Source organism: Achromobacter sp. UBA2119, assembly GCF_002331005.1.
Classification (GTDB): domain Bacteria; phylum Pseudomonadota; class Gammaproteobacteria; order Burkholderiales; family Burkholderiaceae_B; genus Achromobacter; species Achromobacter animicus.
Genome location: NZ_DCYD01000014.1, coordinates 58,037 through 78,739, shown reverse-complemented (window position 1 = coordinate 78,739; position 20,703 = coordinate 58,037). Strand labels below are relative to the sequence as shown.

The window sequence follows — 20,703 nt, the reverse complement described above, 5'->3', positions numbered from 1 at the left end:
TTCATTGCATCGGCCCGCGATCAGAATTTGACGCGTTGCTTCAGTGCCTGCGCGATCATGGCGACGTCGATGTCCTTGCCGGGGTTCTTCAGGCAGAAGTCGTGCAGCACCGCGATGTAGGCATTGCCCAGCAGCTTGGTGATGGCGCCGGCGGTGGTGGCCGCGATGGTGCCGCCGACGGCGCTACCCGCGCCCGGGATGAACTTCAGCATGCCCGAGACCACCGAGCGGCCGATGAGCGTGGCGGCCGATGCGCCCAGCGTGGACGTGACCAGCGTGGTGATCGCGGTGGTGTTCAGTTCCATGCCGAAGGTGATGCCGATCTTGGCGATCATGCCGACCTGGATCGGCACCAGCGCAAAGGCGTCCGAGAACGGAATGGGTGCTGCGGCGGCCGAGGCGGCCAGACCCGCGGCCACGTTCACCTCGATCTCAGCCCGCTTTTTTTTTACTTCCAGGGCCTTCTTGTTGCGGGTGGATAGCGCGTTGGCGTAAGCGCGCTGCTGCGCCTCGGGCACGTGCTCGGCCGTCACCTCGATCAGGCGGTCCAGCCCCATGGGCGGCAATTCGGCGTCCAGTTCCTCGATCCATTCCGGCAACGCGCGCACGGCGACGACCTGCCGGGCGCGTGGCAACAGCTTGCGGGCCTCTTCGACGAACGGACTGTTCTTGCGCGCCTTGGTCAGCACGGCCACGACAGGGATGCCGGCCTTGTCCAGCATGTCGCACAGTTCGATTTCCGCATCTTCGACGCGGTGGCTGCTGTCCTGGATGCACAGCCAAGCCACGTGCAGGTGCCGATCCTGGTCGTCGGATGCCGAGCGTTCCTGGATTAGCTCGGCAAGCTGCGCGCGCGAACCCTCGTAGTCGCCGACTTCCAGGCCGCGCGTGTCGATGATCGTGAGCGGATGGCCCGGCCGGGTGAATTCCTGCGTGGTCTGGGTGACGGGCTTGCCCGCGCCGGTCCGGGCAAGATCGCCGCGGAACACCGCGTTGAGCAACGTGCTCTTGCCCACGCCCGTCTTGCCGGCAACCAGGATGTTGACGCGGCCGGCGCCGCGCGTGGCCGTGCTGATGGCATCCGCGATGGCGTCCTGCAGGTCGGGGTGGTCGGGGCGGATGGCGCTCATGAGGGGACGGGGAAAGCGTAGGAAGGATGGGGGAACAATATCAGACGACGACTTGTTTGGCGCAAAACGTAATCGCCGCTAAACGTGTCGTCCATACGGGGGACACCATCGGCAGGAGTCATGTCACTCATGCCGCCTGGGCATCCCGTGGGGGCGAATGGGATTTTTTCCTGCCGTAAAAGAAGGGGCCGCAGCAGACGCCGCATCAGGAATATTTGGGGGCGGATTGTCCAAGTCTTCAAAGGGTTACATCTCACATAATCCCCTCGCGCTTTCCCAAATGGCGCTGCGTAGAATCAGGCCGTTGTAAGGCTACGCCGCGGCACCCGCGCAACCATCATGCACCGTCTTGCGCTCGTCCCCCGCTTGCTGCGCTCGCGCCCCGTGACCAAGGGGCTGCGCTATTTGTACCGCTACACGCGGTCCAGGGCGGACCGTCATAACGAAACGCTTTGGCCCTTCGTGACCGTGCGCCGCGACGGGCCGGAACGTCTGACCGGCTGCAATCTGCATGGGGTGCGCGGCCCCAAGACCCTCCCGCTGGCCGAACTGCCGCGAGGCATCGGCGGCGATGCGCACCTGATTCTCAGCGGACCCTCTGTCGCGCAGATCGACTACGCCCAATGCCGCATGCGTACCGTGATGGGCGTGAATGGCTCGATCGCGCTGCGCGCCCGCCATCCGGCGCTGCGGTTTGACTATTACGCCATGCTGGACGCGGGGTTCGTGAAGAAGCGCCGCGACCTGGTGGCCGAGGTGCTGGCGCAGGACCTGGTGCTGTTTGTGACGCCCGAGGTCTACCGCTGGATTGCGCTGCTGTTCGACGATCGGGCAGTGCGTTGCCGCATCGCACTGTTCGAGGAAGTGCATCAGCGCGCGCAACGGCCGCGTGCGCAACCTGCGGCGCTTGAGGCCCAACTGCGGGCTGACGAGGAACTGGTGTTGTTCGATGCGCATCATCCGATGCACGCGCACGGCTTCAGCCTGAATGCCGCCCGCGGCCTGTTTGGCGGCGGAACGGTGGCGTACACGGCGTTGCAGCTGCTGGCCTGGCTGGGCGCCAAGACGGTGTACCTGCATGGGCTGGACCTGACGGCCACGGCGGGCCCGCGTTTCTACGAAAGCGCCGGCGCGCAGTTGCCCACCGCGCTGGACCGCCAGTTTGCGGGTCATATCGAACCCGCGTTCCGGCAGGCCGGCAAGCTGCTGCGGGCGCGAGGTGTCCAGGTCTACAACCTGTCGCTGCTGAGCCGGCTGGGCGACGACATATTTGAAAAACGGCATTGGAGTTGTTTGCTGGAAGACCCCTCCTCGCAACCGCCGACGAGACCCGAATCATGAAGATCCTCTACACCAATTTCCATCAGGGCGATGGCGGCGGTCACACGACGTACGTGATGTCGCTGGCCCGCATCCTGTGCCAGAAATCGCAGGTCACGATAGGCGCGCCGCGCAAGAGCCGCCTGCTGGCCGAAGCCGAGGCCCTGCCCGGTCTGCGCACCGTCGATCTCGAATTCAAGGGCAAGCTGTTCGAACAGCTTGCCGCGTTGCGCCGCCTGCGCAACCTGGTCCGCCAGGAACAGTTCGATGTCATCCACGTCAATGGTTCGGCCGATCACCGGCTCTGCATGCTGGCCACCATGGGCATGGGACGCAAGCGCCCGTTCATCGTGTACACGCAGCATAACGACCGCGATGCCAACAGCCTGGGCGTGCGCCTGCGCGCCAAGTGGGGCACGAACCGCGTCATCTGCGTGTGCAGCCACACATTCCGGCGCATGAAGCAGTCGGTGTTTCGCAACGAGGATCTGCGCGTGGTGCACAACGGCGTGGACACCGAGAAATACCGTCCGGCCTGCCGCACGGAAACTGCCCAGGCGCGCGCGCGTTTTCTGCCGCCCGCGCTGCGCGACCGGCTGGTGATCGGCAGCAATGCCGGCACGGCGGACTACAAGAGCTGGATCGACATGGTGGCTGCGGTGTCGCTGCTGCCCGCCGGCCAGCGCAGCCAGGTCGCCGTCCTGATTGCCGGCGCGATGCCGGGCGATGACATGCTCAACCGGGTGGCCGAGCTGGGCATGCAGGATCAGGTGGTCTTCACCGGCCTGCTCGACAACGTGGAGCCCGTGCTGGCGGCGCTGGATGTGGGATTTGTGCTGTCGTCCAGGCTGGAGACGATTTCGTTCGCGTGCCGCGAGATGATGGCCGCGGGCAAGCCGGTCATCGTGTCGAGCGTGGGCGGCCTGACGGAAAACGTCACCGAGGGCCGCAATGGATGGATCGTGCCGCCCGGGTCCCCGGAATCGGTGGCCCGGACGCTGTCGGACATCCTGGCGAACCACGGCGTGCTGCACGCCATGGGCGTGGATGCGCGCAGCACGGCGCTCAAGGAGTTCTCGCTGGCGACCTTCGTCGGCAATACCGAACGCGTCTACCGCGAGAACGCTTACGTCAGTAGTGGATCACCGTCCGGATCGACTTACCTTCATGCATCAGATCGAAGGCTTCGTTGATACGGTCCAGGGGCAGCGTGTGCGTGACGAAGGGATCGAGGTCGATCTTGCCGCTCATTGCGTCTTCGACCATGCCCGGCAGCTGCGTGCGGCCCTTGACGCCGCCGAACGCTGAGCCGCGCCACACGCGGCCCGTCACCAGCTGGAACGGACGCGTGCTGATTTCCTGACCGGCGCCGGCCACGCCGATGATGATGCTTTCGCCCCAGCCCTTGTGGCAGCATTCCAGCGCGGCGCGCATCACGTGCACGTTGCCGATGCATTCGAACGAGAAGTCCACGCCGCCGTCGGTCAGTTCGACGATGACTTCCTGGATGGGCTTGTCGTAGTCCTTGGGATTGATGCAGTCGGTCGCGCCCATGGCGCTGGCCAGCACGAACTTGTTGGGGTTGGTGTCCACCGCGATGATGCGGCCGGCCTTGGCCTGCACCGCGCCCTGGATGACCGCCAGGCCGATGCCACCCAGCCCGAACACCGCAACGGTGTCGCCTTCCTTGACCTTGGCGGTGTTGTGCACCGCGCCGATGCCGGTGGTCACGCCGCAACCCAGCAGGCAGACTTTTTCATGCGGGGCGGCGGGGTTGATCTTGGCCAGCGAGATTTCGTTGACGACGGTGTACTCGCTGAACGTCGAGCAGCCCATGTAGTGATAAAGCGGCTTGCCTTCGTAGCTGAAGCGCGAGGTGCCGTCCGGCATGACGCCCTTGCCCTGCGTGGCGCGCACTTTCTGGCACAGGTTGGTCTTGCCCGACAGGCAGAACTTGCACTCGCGGCATTCGGCCGTGTAGAGCGGAATGACATGGTCGCCGGGTTTCAGCGAGGTCACGCCTTCGCCCACTTCCACCACCACGCCCGCGCCTTCGTGACCCAGCACGGCCGGGAACAGGCCTTCGGGATCGTCGCCGCTCAGCGTGAAGGCGTCCGTGTGGCAGACGCCCGTGTGCGTGATCTGCACCAGCACTTCACCGCGCTGCGGCGGCGCGACGTCGATTTCAACGATTTCCAGGGGCTTGCCGGGGCCGAATGCGACTGCTGCGCGTGATTTCATAGCGATGCTCCACGTAGATGGGGTTATTTCAGATAGGAACGGACGATGCGCATGAGGTCATCGATCTGCGATTCGGTCTCGGGCCTGGGGTCGGGCGGATTCGCCTGAGTAGACTGCAGGAAGGTTTCCCGCAGATGGCTTTCCAGCACTTCGGCCATCAGGCCGTTCGTGGCGCCGCGCAATGCCGCCAGCTGCTGCAGCAGCGCGCCGCATTCCGTGCCTTCGTTCACCGCGCGTTCCAATGCTAACGCCTGCCCCTGAATGCGGCGCAGGCGCGTGACAACGCGTTTCTTTTCTTCGGGGGAGTGCGGCACGGCAGGCTCCGATTCGATACAGGGGGGGAGTATACGGATTTCGAGGGGGCGCGTCCAGGCGGAGCGCGGGCAGACGCTGTCGCCTGCGTCGGACACCCGCATCGGCCACCCTATAATTTCGCCTGGCTTCCGCCCGACCCAACAGGACTAATCCGTGGCCATGATCCCCTCTGACGTGCGGCTGTACCGGGCCGCGGACTATCCCCGCATGCCTTGGCGAAACGGCGGCGGCACGACCCAGGAAGTCGCCTGCAATCCGGGCGGCCATACCGCGTCGTTCGGCTGGCGTCTCTCGCTGGCCGACGTCGCGCAGGATGGCGGTTTTTCTGCCTTTGGCGGACATCGGCGGATCATCACCGTGCTGGAAGGCCGCGGTATCGAGCTGACGGTGGACGGGCAGCGCCAGCCGCCTTTGGCGCCGCGCGTCGCGTATGCGTTTTCCGGGGATTCACAGGTGGCGTGCCGCCTGCTCGACGGCCCGATCCGCGACTTCAATCTGATCTACGCGCCCGACCGGTGGCACGCCCGTCTGCAATGGGTGCGCGGCGCAGAGCCCTGGGTGTTTCACAGCAGCGCGTCGAGCGTGCTGGTGTTCAATGCTGGCGCCGATCTGACGGTTGAGCGGGAAGGCGCGCAGCATCACTTGGCCTCGCGCTACGATTGCCTGCATGCCGAAGGGCAGGATGCGCTTGGCCGGTATTGCCTGAGCGCGCAAGACGGCATCGACGCCTGCGTGATTGAACTGTCGCCGCGCGCGGGCTGAAACGCGAGGGCTGAAATGCGCCGGCTCAAATGCGGGTGCTGAAATGCGGGCGCTGAAATGCGGGGTTCAGCGCAGGGCTGAGCGCAGGGCCGAAATGCGGCCCCCGCTCCCCGCGCCATTGCCGACCGCTACGCAGTCAGCAGCGCCGGCTGGCCGTAGGCTTGCACCGCCTGCTGCGCGGCGCCCTGTCCCTGCGCCGGCAGCCGGAATGCGCTGACCGCCGCCTGCAGCCGCTGCGCCTGCGTTTCCAGCGACGACGCGGCCGCCGCGGCTTCCTCGACCAGCGCCGCGTTCTGCTGCGTGACCTGGTCCATCTGCGTGACGGCGGTATTGACCTGGTCGATGCCGGTCACCTGCTCGTTGGACGCGGTGGCGATGTCGTTCACCAGCATCGTCAGCCGCTCCATGGTCTCCAGGATCTCGGTCATCGTCAGGCCCGCCGCCTCGACCTGCGCCGAGCCGGCCTGCACCGTGGCGCCCGAGGCGTCCAGCAATTGCTTGATCTCCTTGCCGGCGCTGGCGCTGCGCTGCGCCAGCGACCGGACCTCGGCGGCCACTACGGCAAAGCCCTTGCCTTCCTCGCCCGCGCGGGCCGCTTCCACCGCCGCGTTCAGCGCCAGGATGTTGGTCTGGAACGCAATCCCGTCGATCACGCCGACGATGTCCTCGATGCGGCTGGAATCCTGCGCGATCTTGCGCATCGTGCTGACCGCGGCCTGTACGGCGTCGCCGCCGCGCTGCACCACCTCGGACGCGGTGGCGGCCATCTCGTTGGCCATGCGGGCATTTTCAGCGTTGCTCTTCACGGTGGACAACAGTTGTTCCATGCTGGCCGCGGTCTCCTCCAGCGACGCTGCCTGCTGTTCTGTGCGGCTGGACAGGTCCTGGTTGCCCGCCGCGATCTCGCTGGAACCCGTGTTGATCTCGACGACGCCGTCGCGCACGGCATGCACGGTGCGCACCAGGCTCGCCTGCATGTCCTGCAGGAAGGGGATGATCTGGCCCACGCAGTTCCTGCCGAACGACGGAATCGGCGTGGTCAGATCGCCGCCCGCGATGCGCTGGAAGTGGCCCTTCAGCGAATCCAGCGGACGTTTGACGAAATACAAGACGTAGCGGTCGCCCAGGATCAACAGCAGCAGGCAGATGCCCAGCACCACACCCATGCCGATATAGGCCTGGCGGCGGTTGGCATCGGCATTGCCCAGCAGCTGGACTTCGCGCGCCTGCGCGTACGCCTCGTATTCCTCCATGCTCTTGCCGAAGCTGCGGCTGGCGGTGACCACCGGCCCGGACGCCTGGGCGCGCGCCTTGTCGACCTCGCCCGCATCCAGATGCCGGCGCTGCACGGCAATGCCGTCGGCCAGCGCGTCAAATCCCGAACGCATGGCGTCCAGCAACGCCGCCGGGGCGTCGCGCCGGGCCAGCTCGATGAATTGCGCCTGATGCTTCTTCGCTTCGGTCAGCGCGGTGTCGATGCTGCGCCCTTCGGCCGCGGCCTGGTCTTTCTGGCCGCCGGCCACGTATTCCAGCTGGCGCGACAGCCGCAGCCGCGCGCGCATGATCTGGTCGTTGACGCGGGAAAGCGCCGATACCTCGTGCAGGAGTTCGTTGCTGGCTGCGAGCGCTTCCTCTGCGCTGCGCAGCCCATGGACGCTGATGGCCGACAAGCCGGCGATGAAGAGGCTGATCACGAGCAAGGTGCCCAGGATCATGCGGCGAATGGTGATGTCTTTCAGAAACTGTGTCATGCACGTCGTCCCAAAGGTGCAGCAAGCCTGCATAAGGACAACGGCCCCGCCAGAACCTTATTTAGCGGATGTTGCACATCTTACGAATATGACGTCGTACCGCCCGAATATATCGACACGATCGGCAATAGTGTTGCGTGATGACGTTGTCATCGGACTATTGGCGTATCAGCGCGACGCCGGGGTCTGCGCCGGTTCAGTTGCGTCGAACCGCAGGCGGGCAAAGCTGGCGATGCAGGCCAGCCCGGCGCACAGGCCGCCCAGCCACAGGGCCGCGATGGCGCCGTGCGTGGTCGAGACGTTGAAGCACGCAGCGACCAAGGCCGCACCCGTGGCTTGGCCCAGCAGGCGCACCGTGCCGATCATGCCGCTGGCGCCGCCCGCCCGCGACGCCGGGGCCGAGGTCATGATGGCGCGCAGGTTGGGTGACTGGAAAAAACCAAAGCCCGCGCCGCAGATCGCCATGCGCCACGAGATGTCCAGCACCGACGGGTCGGCCGGCATCAGCGCCAGCAAGGCCATGCCCAGCGCCAGCAAAGCAAGCCCCACGCCGCCCAGCATGCCCGCCGGATAGCTGTCGGACAGCCGTCCCGCGATCGGCGCCATGAAGGCCACGACGACGGGCCATGGCGTGATGAGGAAACCCGTCTGGACCTGGCTGTAGCCCAGCACCGACTGGAACAGGAACGGCAGCGACACGAAGGCCAGCGCCTGGGCGGCGAACGCGCACACGGCGGTGGCCGCGGAGAGCGCAAAGAGAGGGCGGCGCAGCAGGTCCACCGCCAGGATGGGCGCGGGGTGACCGGCCTGGCGCCGCATCAGCAGCCAGAGGCTGGCCGCCGCCAAGCCGCCCTCCAGCGCCACGCGCGGCCACGGCGCGCCGTGCGCAAGTTCATTGGTCGCCAGGACAAGCAGCCCCAGCGCCATCGCGCACAGCAGCGCGGCCAGGCCGTCGAATCCGTGTCCGGAGCGCGTGGTGTCGGGCAGGCCGCGCAGGGCCAGCAACGCCGCCAGGATGCCGATGGGGAAATTGACGAGGAACAGCCAGTGCCAGGACCCGAGCAGCAGGATGGCCGACGCCACGGTGGGCCCGCCGGCAAACGACAGTCCCACCACCATGGCGTTCAGTCCCAGGCCGCGGCCCAGCATGTGCGAGGGGTAGATGAAGCGCAGCAGCGCGCCGTTCACGCTCATCACGCCTGCCGCGCCCAGCCCTTGCAGAATGCGCGTGGCCACCAGCACGGGCAGCGACGGCGCCAGGCCGCTGGCCAGCGAGGCCAGCGTGAATACCGCGAGCCCGACGATGTAGACGCGCCGGTGACCCAGGATTTCGCCCAGCGCGGCCGCCGGCAGCAAGCCGGCCACCATCGCCAGCTGATAGCCGCTGATGACCCAGATGGAACCCGCCTCGCTGGCCTGCAGGTCGCGCGCGATGGTCGGCAGTGCGGTATTGGCGATGGCCGTATCCAGGCTGGCCATACAGACCGCCAGCATGACGGCGATGAGTGCGCCCAGCCGTTCGGCGGCGGGCAGGCCGACGCCGGCCGGATAGACGGTGCTGCGGGAGAACGAGAGCATGAATGGGCTGCGCTGCGAGGGCGTCCGGCCGGTGCGTCCGGATTCGTAGGCACTGATTCTAATGCGCTGTTTGAATTCGGGCTTTTCGTCTGACGGCATGCGCGCCAGGGTGGGCCCGGGTCAGGGCGGCAGTTCAGGATGTGCGCGCCCGATTAAACCTGTCATGCGGGGCGATTATCCGATTGGATAATCAGACGGTAATTGTCACTTAATGAAACTGCTACGGAAATTCAATCACAACAATATGTACAGCGGAAATTCCCACGATCTCTAAGGAGAGGTTGATTATTGCGGTGCGGTATTCCAGGCTGATTCGTTAATAATCGTAATAAATACCCCTGGTATATGAAACTATTTGGTGCCGCATACCAATATTTGGACGTACGATTATCCGCAGCAGGATTGATGGTGCAACCGTATACCGTGGAGGCATACCTCATGAAACGCCCGACCTTGCGCGCAGCGACGCTGTGTTTGTTTATCGGTAGTGCAGCGCCCGGCATAGCGCTCGCTCAGACCGCCACCGCCAATTTCAACGTCACGCTTACCATTACGGCCAATTGCGTCATTTCCGCGACTGACCTCAGTTTCGGCAGTCAGGGCGTGCTGAATACCGCGGTTACCGGCAATACCAACCTGTCAGTTACGTGCAGCAATACCACCCCGTATACACAGTCGGCCTGAACGCGGGCACGGGCACGGGGTCGACGGAAGCCCAGCGATTTCTGAGCGGCACCGGCGCCAATACCGCGACGGTGGCTTATCAGTTGTACAAACCGGGCAGCACGACCGTCGTGTGGGGCGATGCCGACGTTGCAGCGCGAGTGGGCGGCACCGGCACCGGCGCCGCGCAGCCCATCCAGGTGAACGGCGTCGTGCCCGCCCAGACCACGCCGGCGCCCGGCACCTACTTTTCCACGGTTACCGCGACGGTCTACTTCTAAGGGGGCCGCCCGATGCGGATGTTTTTTCGGGCGCTGCTTGCCGCCTGCCTGGCAGGCTGGGGCGGCGCAGCGGTGGCGGCTGCCCTGCAGATCTCTCCGGTGCTCGTCGAGCTTGCGCCCACGCAGGGAGCAAGCGGCATCATGCTGCGCAATCCCGGGTCCACGCCGATCTACGGGCAGGTGCGCATCTACGGCTGGGAACAGGCGGACGGCGACGACGTGCTCTCGCCAACCGACGACATCCAGGCCAGTCCACCCATCATCCAGGTGCCGCCTGGCGGCGAGCAGCTCGTCCGGCTGGTGCGCGTGTCCAAGAACGCGCCGTCGCTGCAGCAGGGGTTCCGCCTCATCATCGACGAAATTCCTGACCCGTCCTCGCCCGGCGTGAATGGCGTGGTGCTGCGCCTGCGTTATTCGGTGCCGGTGTTCGTGTCCGGCACGACGCCATCTCCGGAACCCGAGCTGGCGTGGCGCGCGGAACGCGCTGGCGGCGACTGGGTGGTGAGGCTGTCCAACAGCGGCAGCCGCTATGCGCAGGTGGCCGCGCTGCAGATCCTGAATGCGGCGGGCAAGCCGGTGGCCGAGGTAGAGGGGCTGCTGGGCTATGCGCTGGCCAACCGGGCGCGCCAATGGAGCATTCCGGCAAAGCAGGGCGCGGCCGGGCCGATAAAGATCAGGGCAATGATCAACGGCGACACGGTCACCGTCAGCCCGCGTTGACCGCATGACCGCGTTCCGGCTCGCCGCTCGGCCCGCCGGCAACCACAGAAGGGCAGTCTATGGCAGTGCGCGCTACCCGTCTCCGCGGGCAACGCGCCTTGGGAGTCGCACTCTTCCTGCTGGGTGCGCCTGCCCAGGCGGCGGATGTGCCCGGTCAACTGGTCTCGTTCGGCAGCATCGCCGAGCGTGACGTGTACCTGGAGGTCAGCATCAACGGCGTCAACACATCCCAGCTATTGCGCTTTCACGACACGCACGGCCGCCTGTCCGTCAGCGGCGCGGCGCTGCGTTCGCTGGGCGTGGACCTGTCCGTGATCGGCATGTCCGCGACGCGCGAAGTCAGCCTGGATGCCGTGGCCGGCCTGCGCTACGTGTACAACCCGGCCGCGCAGTCGGTGGATCTGGTGCTGCCCGACACGTTGCGCGTGCCGTACGAGGTGAATACCCGCGGACTGCCGGCCACGCCGCTGGCGACGGCCGGGCGCGGCGTGGTGGTGAACTACGACGCCTATGCGCAGACCGACTACGAGTACGGGCTGTCGCTGTATTCCGAACAGCGTTATTTCGATTCGAATGGCGTGTTCAGCAATTCGGGCACGGCCTACTTCGGCGGCCGCGGCGATGAATACGTGCGCTACGACACGTTCTGGACGCGCTCTGATCAGGAGACGCTGCGCACGCTGCGTCTGGGCGACACGATCACCTCATCGCTGAACTGGTCGCGTTCGGTGCGCGTGGCCGGCGTGCAATGGGGCCGCAATTTCGCGTTGCGCCCGGACCTGGTCACCTTTCCGGTTTCGTCGCTGAGCGCGTCGTCGGTCGTGCCGTCGTCAGTGTCCCTGTTCGTCAATGGCGTGCAGCAGTATTCGGGCAATGTCCCGCCGGGGCCGTTCGTGGTCAACCAGATTCCGGGCATCACCGGCGCGGGCCAGGCAACCTTGATCACGCGCGACGCGCTGGGCCGCACCGTCAGCACGTCGGTCCCCTTGTACATCGACCCGCGGATGCTGGCGGCGGGGCTGTCCAGCTGGTCGGTCGAGGCGGGCTTCGTGCGCCGCCAGTTCAGCGTGCGCTCGTTCGACTACGACAGCAAACCGGTGCTGACGGCGTCTGGGCGTTACGGCTACACCGACAACCTGACGCTGGAGGCGCACACCGAGGCCGGCCCGGGGCTGTACAACGCGGGCGCCGGCGCGATGGTGAAGATGGGGCAGCTTGGCGTGCTGAGCGGCTCGCTCTCCGGCAGCGCGGGCGATTTCAGCGGCGGACAGGCCAGCGTGGGCTACCAGTACGTGCGGTCGGAATTCAGCGTGGACACGCAGGTCACGCGCCTGATCGGCAACTACGGCGACCTGGGCTCCCGCGAAGACGCGCCGGTGCCGCGCCAGACCGATCGCGTGACGGTGTCGATGCCGCTGGGCCGCTCGCAGAGCGTGGCGCTGAGCTACATCGGCTACCGCATGCCGGACGTGCCGATGGCAAAGCTGGGGTCGGCCTCGTACACGGCCAACCTGCACAGCCGCGTGGTCCTGACGCTGAGCGCGTACAAGGACTTTTCACAAACGAATTCGGAGGGCGTGTTCCTGGGACTGGCGGTGATGCTGGGCGAGCGCGCGCAGGCCGGCGTGTCGGTCGGCCGCCAAGGCGGCGAGGACACCTACAGCGTCAACGCGCAGAGCAGCGTGCCGTACGAGGGGGGTTGGGGATGGGCGGTGCAGAACGGACGCAGCGGCGGCATGCAGCTCAATCAGGGCCAGCTCCAGTATCTGGGCCAGTACGGGCTGGTGAGCGGGCTGGTGCAGGACTATGGCGGCCGGACGCAGGCGTCGGTGCAGGCGTCGGGGTCGCTGGTGATGATGGACGGCACCGTGATCCCGTCGCGCCGCATCAACGATAGCTTCGCGCTGGTCTCCACCGATGGCGCGGCCGACGTCGCGGTGCTGCACGAAAACCGCCGGCTGGGCCGCACGAATGGCAGTGGCCATCTGCTGGTGCCGGACCTGAACGCCTATCAGACCAACCGCATCTCCATCGACCCGGAAGACCTGCCGGTGGACGTGCGGTTGGATTCGACGCGGGCAGTCGTCGTGCCGCAGTCCGGCGCCGGCGTGCTGACCACGTTCAAGGTGGAAAAGTACGACGCGGCCTCGGTGATCCTGACGCTGCCGGACGGGGCCTTCGTGCCGGTCGGGGCCGAGGTTGCGCACATCGAAAGCGGCAAGCGCACGGTGGTGGGCTACGACGGCCTGACGTTCGTGGAGGACGTGGCAGCGACCAACCGGTTGCGGGTGCGCGGTGGTGGCGTGTCGTGCGAGGCCGAGTTCGATTACGCGCACTCGGATGCCGATCCGCTGCCGACGCTGGGACCGATTGTGTGCGAGCCGTTGGAAAGGGGGCAACCATGAGAATCGCCCTGCTGCTTGGCGCCATGGGCGTCTGCGCGGGCTACGCCGGCTCGGCGCAGGCAAACACCTGCGCGCTGTCGGCCGGCACGACCGCTACGCTGGATTTCGGCACGGTCAATCCGCTGCTGCCGGGCGACACGGTGGCGGACGGAACGGTCTCGGTGACCTGCAATTTCTCGCTGCTCGCTATCGGCGCCAGGCTGTGCTTCAGCCTGGGCGTGGGCAACACCAGTCCGTCCATCGCGGCGCGCGCGCTGGGCGCGGGCACGAACCGCATGAACTACAACCTGTACACGGATGCGGCGCGGACCCAGATCTGGGGCGCGGCGACGGCCGGGCAGCCGACGTCGCGGACGCTCACCGGCCCGCTGCTGGGGGGTGGCAACGTGTCCACCACCTTCCGGTTCTACGGCAAGCTTCCGGGCGGGCAGTCCACGGTGCCGACGGTCGGAAACGCCAATACCGTCTACAGCGAAACCTATGCGACGACGGGCCGCCTGGACGTGCTGTTCGGCCTGCTGTCGGGCCTGTCGAATTGCCCGCTGGCGGCGCCGACGCAGCGCATCACGATTCCGCTGGTGGTGCGCACGACCGTGCAGAAGAACTGCACCATCAACGCGACGGACATGGCGTTTCCCCCGCGCGGCGTGTTGAGCGCCGCGGTCACGGCCAACAGCCAGATCACCGTCCGATGCACCAACGCCAACGCCTTCTCCCTGGCGTTGAATGGCGGCTCGGTCGCCGGCAACGTGCTGGCGCGCAAAATGAAGCACACGACCGCCGCCGACACCGTGAGCTATCAGCTCTACCAGGATGCGGCCTACGGCACGGTCTGGGGCGATGCCTCGGGCGGCGCGCCGCGGGCGGGCGTGGGCACGGGCGCCAATCAGACCTTCACGGTCTATGGCCGCGTGCCTGCGCAGACGACGCCCCGGCCCGGCACATACCGCGACGTGGTCACCGCCACGATCACGTTCTGAACACGCGGCGCCACGGCCGCGTCCGTTCAGGCGCACCATGTCAGTCAGGCTGCCCAGCGCAGCGCGTCAGGATTGCACGGGCGTGGCGCGCGACTTGACCGGCCAGAACAGCGCCGCCGGGCGCCGCAGGATGCGGCGGCGCACCCCGGCAGTCAGCGACACGCGATCGTCGCGGCGCATGTCGCGCGATGCCAGCGCCACGTTGAAGGCCAGCGCAAAACTGACGATGACGTTCAGCGCGCCCGTCGCCACCGTGCCCGCCACGGCCAGCCAGAACACCTGCGTATGCACGAGCTCCCAGCCCAGCGTCGCAATCGCGGCCGCGATCTGGCCGGCGCTGAGCGACACGTGGCGGACTTCCAGCGTCGATCCCAGCGCGCTGACGAGGGCCGGCAGCAGGCCCAGCATCAGTCCCAGCGAAACGTTGGCGGCGATCTGCGAAACGTTGCGCCGCCAGAAGCCCGCCCACCGAACGGCGCCGCGCGCCCCGAGCAGGTAGCGGGTGCGCCGGCCGTACGCCATCACGTCGTGCACGCGATGCAGCGCGAACCAGTTGTCGGCCCAACCTGCGATCAGGCTGGACACCCAGATCAATGCGCCGGTCACCGCGGCGTACAGCGGCGTCGGTCCCCAGAACGACAACGATTGCAGCGTGTCTTGCGCCTTGTCGGCATCGATCAAAGGCTGTTCCAGAAACCGCATGGCCAACCATTGAATCGCCCAGGCCAGCGGAAACACCACGGCGAGGTTGCCCGCGATCGCGGCGGCGTTCGAACGCAGCATCGCCAGCGTGTCGTCGACGAAGGCCTCGCGCCCGTCGGGCGAGTAGGCCGCGTCCAGCCGGCGGGCAAGCGCAGGCCCGGTCATGGCCGGCTGCTTGGTGGCCAGCGTGAAATGCGCGAACTGGATCACGAGAAAACTTCCGGCGTAGTTCAGCGCATTCAGCAGGCCTTCGACCCATTTGTCCAGGTGCGCCGACGTGATGATGAACTTGACGTACACCGTGAACGCCACGACGAAGCCGCCGCCCATGGACGCCTTCAGCATGTCCATGTATTCCAGCGTGTCGCGGGCGATGTAGTGTTCGCCGGTCTCCGCGCTGCGGTCCATCACGCGGCGCGCCAACTGCAAGAGCGACGACGCCGCCAGATGCCGGATGCTGCTGCGGGCCAATGTGCAGCGGATCAGCTCGGCCATCAGGTGCGCGTACCGGTGGCGTTGCGTGGGGTCGATCCACACGCCCAGCAGCAGTTCGATGCGCGCCAGGCGCAGCTTCATGCACTCGATCTGGTAGACCACGTCGACCGCGACGCCGTTGCGCTTGAGTTCTTCATAGACGGCGTCGCCGGCCGCGCGGCAGTCGTCCAGCAAGGCGCGCAGCACGTTCAGGCGCTGGCCCACCACCTCGTGCGGCGTGTCCGGTGTGCTGTCGAAGAGTTCTGCCGCGGTGCCCTCCAGCGTGAAAAACGGCGATTCTTCGACGCGGCCCGGCACACGGGAGCGGATATCCTGGCTGAGTCCGACGGCGCCCACCTGGCTGACGAGCACCTGCATGCTGCTGGTCAGTGCCTGGTCCAGCCGCCGGGCAAGCGCGTCGGGCGTGGGGGTTGACAACGCATCGGGTTCTTTTGCCGGGTCGTCCTCTTTCAGACGCAGCAGCGCGCGCACGCGCGCCAGCGTCTCGTCGTCCAGCGATTCGATCCATTGCGCGTCGCCGGCGCGGCGAAACAGCAGCGTGAAGAGGCCCGACATATCGCCCTGATTGACGGTCGGCGGCAGCATCCAGGCTACGACGCGGCGCCACAACTCACCCCAGAAGCCGGGGCGTGACGCCACGCCGGTGTCGCACAGGAGCGCGGTGGGGTCGTTGTCCACCAGCACCGAGCGCAGCGTGGCCGCCGTGCGCGCCGCAACAGCGGGATTGCGTTCCAGCACCTGCAACAGGTAGCGCAGGCGGGCGTGACGCGGGTCGCGCCCGTCTTCCCGTGCCGGTTCGCCGTCCGGACGGTTCAGCCAGCGGCCAAGGTCGACCAGCCACAGATTCCGTTCGGCCAGCGGGGCTTGGGGGTCGGCGTTGGACAGGATGACGTCAAGCTGCGACCCGCCACGCCGCCAGGTCCGCCAATTGCGCCACAGAGAGGTAAGCATGGTCGGGCCTCGCGCGTCATCGGGAATCGGGGGCGCGGCGCAGCGAGAAACCCTGCGCCTCGTTCATGGCCAGATAGCTGACGTTGCGCGACACCACCGGCGGCTTGTCGCCCGCGTGCAAGGCGCGCACCTCGTCCAGCACCATCTTGTCGGCCAGCGTCATGCGGTCGATCATCCGCAGGTACTGCATCCAGCTTTCCACCAGAAAGACCTCGCGCCAGACGCCCTCGCGCTCCAGGTCGCGGAACAGCTGCCACTGCTGCGCGCCATTGCGCAGCCGCAAGAGGCGCAGCGGCCGGGCGGCGTGGATCAGCGCGGCAAGCTTGTCTGCGGTGACCAGGTATTCGACGGCAACCAGCACCGCGCCGCGCTGCGTGTTGAAGCCGGCGGCGGCCATGGCCGGTTCGGTGTCGTCGGCGCGCGTCAGCGACCGCGCGTCCACCTGTTCCGGCAGACGCGAGCGGTACAGCAGCGCCACGGTCACGCCCAGCACGATGCCGGCGGCCGACATCGCGCCGGACACGCCCATCGTGCCCGCGAAGTGACCCCACATGAACGAGCCCGCCGCCAGGCCGCCGAAGATCGCGGTCTGATACAGCGCCAGCGCGCGCGCCTTCACCCAGTCCGGCACCAGAAGCTGCACGGTCGTGTTGTAGGTGGCCAGCACGCCGATCCAGCAGCCGCCCGACAGGAGCAGCGCCGGAAACGCGACCCACAGCGTATCGGTGAGGCCCAGCGCCAGCAGACAGGCGGCCAGGAGCGCTGCGGCCACGCTGATCAGGCCGCCGGATCCCCACGCCGCGCGCGCCCGGCGCACCACCACGCTGCCCAGGATGGCGCCCACGCCCAGCGCGCCAAGCATGTAGCCGTACAGCAGCGCGCTGCCGCTTTCGTGCTCGTGCGCCAAGAGCGGCAACAACGCCCACAGCGCGCTGGCGGACAGGCCGAAGGCGAACGAGCGCAGCATCACCACGCGCGTCACCGTCGAATGCTGCGTGTAGCGCAGCGCGGCGACCACGCCTTCAAAGAGGCCTTCGGGCGGCAGCCGGCGCACGGGCAGGTCGCGCTTCCAGCGCCAGATCGCCCAGATCAGCCCGGCGTAGCAGAAACAGTTCAGCAGAAAGACCCAGGACGTGCCCAACGCGCCCAGCAGCAGGCCGCCGATGGCCGGCCCCACCGCCCGCGCCACGTTGAAGTTGACGCTGTTCAGCAGCACGGCGCTGCCGACGTGCTCGCGCGGCACCTGTTCGCCCACGGCGGCCTGCCATGCGGGCGTGACGATTGCGCTGCCGATGGCGATGCAGAACACGGATGCAATCAGCGTGATGGGGTGCAGCAGCCCCGCGAAGGCCAGGATGGTGATAAAGACGCCGCCCGCCAGCTCCAGCAGCATGCCCGCAAGCATGACGCGGCGCCGGTCGTGGTTGTCGGCCAGCACCCCGGTCAGGATCGACAGGGCGACCAGCGGAAACGCTGCCGCCACCTGGATCATCGCGACCATCAGCGGGCTGCTCTGCTCCGTGGTGATGACCCACGCGGCGGCCACCGATTGCGCCCAGGTGCCCAGGTTGGCAAACAGGTTGGCGATCCAGATGACGCGAAAGGCGGGAAAGGCGAGAGGGGAAAGCGTGCTGACCTGCAGGACAGGCGCGGGCGCGGCCGGAGGGGCCGCCGGCAGATCGGTCGAAGCCGAAACGGGCTGCAGCATGGGAACGTGGCCGGACGCGAGGATCGCGCCCGTTCTGGGCTGGGTCGGGGTCGCTCAATGGTACGCCCAAGGCAGGCGGCCGAGGAGGGCGGCCCGCGCTTTTCCGGTAACCTGCGCGCTGGCCTTGTTACCGGCCGGGGCGCGGGCGTTGCGACGCTGCTTGTGCGGATTCTTGCGGGGATCCAGGCAGCGGTGCAGAGCCGCCGCGAACGCAACCGCGCCCTCCCTGTTTCACTATTTACGTTTGCTGATTCAATGACTTTGACTTTCAACGGGCGCGCGTTCGCCGCCCTGCTTGCCGTGACCGCCGTGCTGGCGCTGATTGCCACTCTGGGCGCGCCTTACCCCTTCCTGCGTGGATTCGTGGGGGATGTGGTGGCGGTGGGCTGGGCTTATCTGCTGTACCGCAGCTTTGTTCGAGCGGGCGTGCTGCCGCTGGCCCTGGCGGCGCTGTTCACGGGGTATGCGGTCGAACTGGGCCAATACCTGGCGCGGCACTTTGGTTGGCGCATCGAGCAGCCGGTGCTGCGCGTGGTGTTCGGCAGCGTGCCGGATTGGTGGGACGTGCTGGCCTACACCGTGGGCTTTGCGATTGTGCTGGTGCTTGCCGGCGGCAATGCCCGGCGTCAGCGGAATGCGGCGCAGCAGAACGCCCGGATGCAGGTCAGTCTGCGCGCACGGCGCTGACGGGGCTAACAGCGCTAGCGGGGCTAACAACGCTAACGGCGCCGCGCTCGTCCGGGAAGACTTCCTGGGCGTTCTAGCCGGGGTGTTTCAATCCCGGCCTTTTCAGGCCAGGACGTTCTGTCCTGGGCTTTTCCTTCAGCCAGCTTGGCAGACGGTGTCGTCGCGTTGCGTGCGTGCGGCGGGTGCGGCTGCGCGTAGCGGTTGCAGACGCGCGTTGCGGAACGGGGCCAGCAATTCGGCCCAGGACGACGGGAACAGCGGCGTGGCGTGGCGCACGGCGTCGCGGCGAGCGTAGTGGGTGAGCAGTTGTTGACCGATCGGGGCGTCGCCCAGCGGGTGGCGGGTGTTCATGGTATTTCCGTATTGCGTTGAAATTGTATTCATTGTACGCCTTCGGCGCGCTCCGGTCCAATTCGCCTCATGGATGGTAAGTGCTTGATCTGGTTGAAACTGTCCCTCTTTAAGCGAGGAACTCCGGGATTGCCCTAGCGGTTCAAAACAGTAGACGGTATACAATGTTCATCATGCCCGGGCTGACACAGGCCTGGAATTTCTCCCACTGGACCTGGAGCGAGTCATGGCAGAACTGATGAACCGAGATGAATTCCGCACGGCGCTGGAAAACGCGATCAAGGGCAAGAGCGCAAACGCGTCGCCCTTTTCGATCGCCTGGGCCGAAGGCAAGCTGAGCCGCGAGCATCTGTCGCGCTGGGCCGAGAACCACTATCACTATGTCGGCCCCTTTGCCGACTACCTGGGCTACCTGTACGCCCGTACGCCGGACACCTATACCGAGGCCAAGGATTTCCTGCTGGCAAACATGTACGAAGAGGAGATCGGCGGCGACCGCCACACCGACCTGCTGATCCGCTTTGCCGAAGCCTGCGGCACCACCCGCGAACGGGTCACCAATCCGGACAACATGTCGCCCACGACGCGCGCGCTGCAAAGCTGGTGTTATGCCGTGGCCATGCGCGAGGATCCGATCGTCGCGGTGGCCGGCCTGGTGGTGGGCCTGGAATCGCAGGTGCCCTCCATCTACCGCAAGCAGACGCCGACCCTGCGCGAGAAGTACGGCTTCACCGACGAGGAAGTGGAGTTCTTCGACCTGCACATCGTGTCCGACGAGATCCATGGCGAACGCGGCTACCAGATCGTGCTGGAGCACGCCAACACGGTGGACCTGCAGCAGCGCTGCCTGAAGATCTGCGAAATCGGCGCGCAGATGCGGCTGCTGTACACCACGGCGCTCTACACCGACTACGTGCAGGACGAGATCAAGCTGCCCGAACTGGGCCTTGCCGCCTGATCGCCCGAACCCGCCCGGCCCGCCCAGCCCGGCCGGGCGGTGGCCGCACCGCAGAACCTGGACGAAGACCTCATGCCTACCGTTGTGTTTCATAAAGGCGGCCAGACCTACACCGACGTGGTGAAGGACAACACCAACCTGGTGGTGCGGGCCGGCATCAAGCAGTTTCCGTTTCCGCATCTGCGCTATGAATGCGGCATGGGCAAATGCGCCAAGTGCGCATGCCGCATCATCGCCGGGGCTGAGCATCTGCCGCCGGTGAACTGGAAGGAAAAGAAGCAGCTGGGCGACCGTGTCGACCAGGGTTACCGGCTGGCATGCCAGCTTTGGCTGAGCAGCGACATCGAGCTGTCGCAGGACGTGGAGGCATGATGGCGGCGCAATCCACTTATGTGATCCTGACCTCCAAGCCCGGCGTCTTCCGCACCGAGGCGGGCGACGGCGCCGACATCATCGAGACCTACGACTACGTGTTCTACGGGCGCGCGCTGGCGGTGTTCAGCATTGCCCGCCTGGACCGTGAGATCAAGCTGGTGGTCACCGAGGAAACGCCGCCCTACGTGGTCAACCTCGTGCCGTCCAAATTCCTGGAGAAGTTCTCGTCGGTGGACGCGGCCCGCAAGGAGCTGGCGCACCTGACGCGTTTTGGCAGCATGGCGTCGACGCTGACGCTGCGGTCCGGCGTGCGCGCCGCGGAGCACTGAA

18 protein-coding genes and 1 pseudogene are annotated in these 20,703 nt (G+C 66.7%); 11 read left to right on the top strand and 8 right to left on the bottom strand.

Annotated features, from left to right (window positions below; all coding sequences use genetic code 11):
• Positions 1 to 20: 20 nt before the first annotated feature.
• Positions 21 to 1,130, bottom strand: coding sequence for a YcjF family protein (locus B3098_RS14195; protein ID WP_286897196.1), 1,110 nt, complete (start codon positions 1,128 to 1,130; stop codon positions 21 to 23).
• Between the two features lie 339 nt (positions 1,131 to 1,469).
• On the opposite strand from B3098_RS14195, the gene B3098_RS14190 reads away from it, so the two are divergent.
• Entirely contained in the window at positions 1,470 to 2,471 is a 1,002-nt protein-coding gene (locus B3098_RS14190) for a hypothetical protein (protein WP_286897195.1), read from the top strand.
• Entirely contained in the window at positions 2,468 to 3,643 is a 1,176-nt protein-coding gene (locus tag B3098_RS14185; RefSeq protein WP_279975304.1) for a glycosyltransferase family 4 protein, read from the top strand. The genes B3098_RS14190 and B3098_RS14185 overlap by 4 nt, the downstream gene beginning before the upstream one ends.
• Here B3098_RS14185 and B3098_RS14180 read toward each other — a convergent pair.
• Together B3098_RS14180 and B3098_RS14175 are read right to left on the bottom strand one after the other, a co-directional pair.
• Positions 3,582 to 4,691 carry an S-(hydroxymethyl)glutathione dehydrogenase/class III alcohol dehydrogenase gene (locus tag B3098_RS14180; RefSeq protein WP_056319378.1) on the bottom strand — a complete coding sequence of 370 codons (1,110 nt, stop codon included), beginning with the start codon at positions 4,689 to 4,691 and terminating at the stop codon, positions 3,582 to 3,584. The genes B3098_RS14185 and B3098_RS14180 overlap by 62 nt on opposite strands.
• A 23-nt stretch (positions 4,692 to 4,714) precedes the next feature.
• Positions 4,715 to 5,005, bottom strand: a complete 291-nt coding sequence (locus tag B3098_RS14175; protein ID WP_175123774.1) for a metal/formaldehyde-sensitive transcriptional repressor — start codon at positions 5,003 to 5,005, stop codon at positions 4,715 to 4,717.
• A 160-nt stretch (positions 5,006 to 5,165) separates the two neighbouring features.
• Between B3098_RS14175 and B3098_RS14170 the strand changes: the two genes are divergently transcribed.
• The gene (locus tag B3098_RS14170; protein ID WP_286897192.1) at positions 5,166 to 5,768 is read left to right on the top strand and encodes a HutD family protein; all 603 of its coding nucleotides are present in this window, start codon (positions 5,166 to 5,168) and stop codon (positions 5,766 to 5,768) included.
• Positions 5,769 to 5,896: 128 nt separating this feature from the next.
• Here the strand turns inward: B3098_RS14170 and B3098_RS14165 are convergent, their stop codons facing one another.
• Both B3098_RS14165 and B3098_RS14160 read right to left on the bottom strand, forming a co-directional pair.
• On the bottom strand, positions 5,897 to 7,519 hold the full coding sequence (locus tag B3098_RS14165) for a methyl-accepting chemotaxis protein (RefSeq protein ID WP_286897191.1): 1,623 nt from the start codon (positions 7,517 to 7,519) through the stop codon (positions 5,897 to 5,899).
• 168 nt (positions 7,520 to 7,687) lie between these two features.
• Positions 7,688 to 9,097 carry an MFS transporter gene (locus B3098_RS14160; protein ID WP_286897190.1) on the bottom strand — a complete coding sequence of 470 codons (1,410 nt, stop codon included), beginning with the start codon at positions 9,095 to 9,097 and terminating at the stop codon, positions 7,688 to 7,690.
• A 438-nt stretch (positions 9,098 to 9,535) separates the two neighbouring features.
• Here B3098_RS14160 and B3098_RS14155 point away from each other — a divergent pair.
• The 4 genes and pseudogenes from B3098_RS14155 to B3098_RS14140 all read left to right on the top strand — a co-directional run bounded on the left by B3098_RS14155 (position 9,536) and on the right by B3098_RS14140 (position 14,146).
• Positions 9,536 to 10,041: pseudogene (locus B3098_RS14155) on the top strand (spore coat U domain-containing protein).
• 12 nt (positions 10,042 to 10,053) lie between these two features.
• Positions 10,054 to 10,761 (top strand): fimbrial biogenesis chaperone, encoded by a 708-nt coding sequence (locus B3098_RS14150; protein WP_279975300.1) that lies wholly within the window; start codon positions 10,054 to 10,056, stop codon positions 10,759 to 10,761.
• A gap of 59 nt (positions 10,762 to 10,820) precedes the next feature.
• A complete protein-coding gene (locus B3098_RS14145) occupies positions 10,821 to 13,166 on the top strand; it encodes a fimbria/pilus outer membrane usher protein (protein ID WP_414631278.1) in 2,346 nt (781 codons plus the stop codon).
• A complete protein-coding gene (locus tag B3098_RS14140) occupies positions 13,163 to 14,146 on the top strand; it encodes a Csu type fimbrial protein (RefSeq protein ID WP_279975298.1) in 984 nt (327 codons plus the stop codon). The genes B3098_RS14145 and B3098_RS14140 overlap by 4 nt, the downstream gene beginning before the upstream one ends.
• A gap of 66 nt (positions 14,147 to 14,212) precedes the next feature.
• Here the strand turns inward: B3098_RS14140 and B3098_RS14135 are convergent, their stop codons facing one another.
• Both B3098_RS14135 and B3098_RS14130 read right to left on the bottom strand, forming a co-directional pair.
• The gene (locus B3098_RS14135) at positions 14,213 to 16,294 is read right to left on the bottom strand and encodes a site-specific recombinase (RefSeq protein WP_286897187.1); all 2,082 of its coding nucleotides are present in this window, start codon (positions 16,292 to 16,294) and stop codon (positions 14,213 to 14,215) included.
• A gap of 16 nt (positions 16,295 to 16,310) precedes the next feature.
• The gene (locus tag B3098_RS14130) at positions 16,311 to 18,002 is read right to left on the bottom strand and encodes an MFS transporter (protein ID WP_279975296.1); all 1,692 of its coding nucleotides are present in this window, start codon (positions 18,000 to 18,002) and stop codon (positions 16,311 to 16,313) included.
• A 255-nt stretch (positions 18,003 to 18,257) separates the two neighbouring features.
• Here B3098_RS14130 and B3098_RS14125 point away from each other — a divergent pair, with 255 nt between their 5' ends.
• Positions 18,258 to 18,689 carry a DUF2809 domain-containing protein gene (locus tag B3098_RS14125; RefSeq protein ID WP_191576421.1) on the top strand — a complete coding sequence of 144 codons (432 nt, stop codon included), beginning with the start codon at positions 18,258 to 18,260 and terminating at the stop codon, positions 18,687 to 18,689.
• Between the two features lie 135 nt (positions 18,690 to 18,824).
• Here B3098_RS14125 and B3098_RS14120 read toward each other — a convergent pair whose 3' ends face one another.
• On the bottom strand, positions 18,825 to 19,040 hold the full coding sequence (locus tag B3098_RS14120) for a hypothetical protein (RefSeq protein WP_105237066.1): 216 nt from the start codon (positions 19,038 to 19,040) through the stop codon (positions 18,825 to 18,827).
• A 226-nt stretch (positions 19,041 to 19,266) separates the two neighbouring features.
• On the opposite strand from B3098_RS14120, the gene B3098_RS14115 reads away from it, so the two are divergent.
• The 3 genes from B3098_RS14115 (at position 19,267) to B3098_RS14105 (ending at position 20,702) form a co-directional block, all read left to right on the top strand.
• Positions 19,267 to 19,998: a TenA family transcriptional regulator gene (locus B3098_RS14115; RefSeq protein ID WP_056319353.1), complete on the top strand. Its 732-nt coding sequence runs from the start codon at positions 19,267 to 19,269 to the stop codon at positions 19,996 to 19,998.
• 72 nt (positions 19,999 to 20,070) lie between these two features.
• Complete coding sequence (locus B3098_RS14110) at positions 20,071 to 20,370, top strand: 2Fe-2S iron-sulfur cluster-binding protein (protein ID WP_056566926.1); 300 nt, start codon at positions 20,071 to 20,073, stop codon at positions 20,368 to 20,370.
• Complete coding sequence (locus B3098_RS14105) at positions 20,367 to 20,702, top strand: ferredoxin (protein WP_279975295.1); 336 nt, start codon at positions 20,367 to 20,369, stop codon at positions 20,700 to 20,702. The genes B3098_RS14110 and B3098_RS14105 overlap by 4 nt, the downstream gene beginning before the upstream one ends.
• Position 20,703 lies beyond the last annotated feature (1 nt).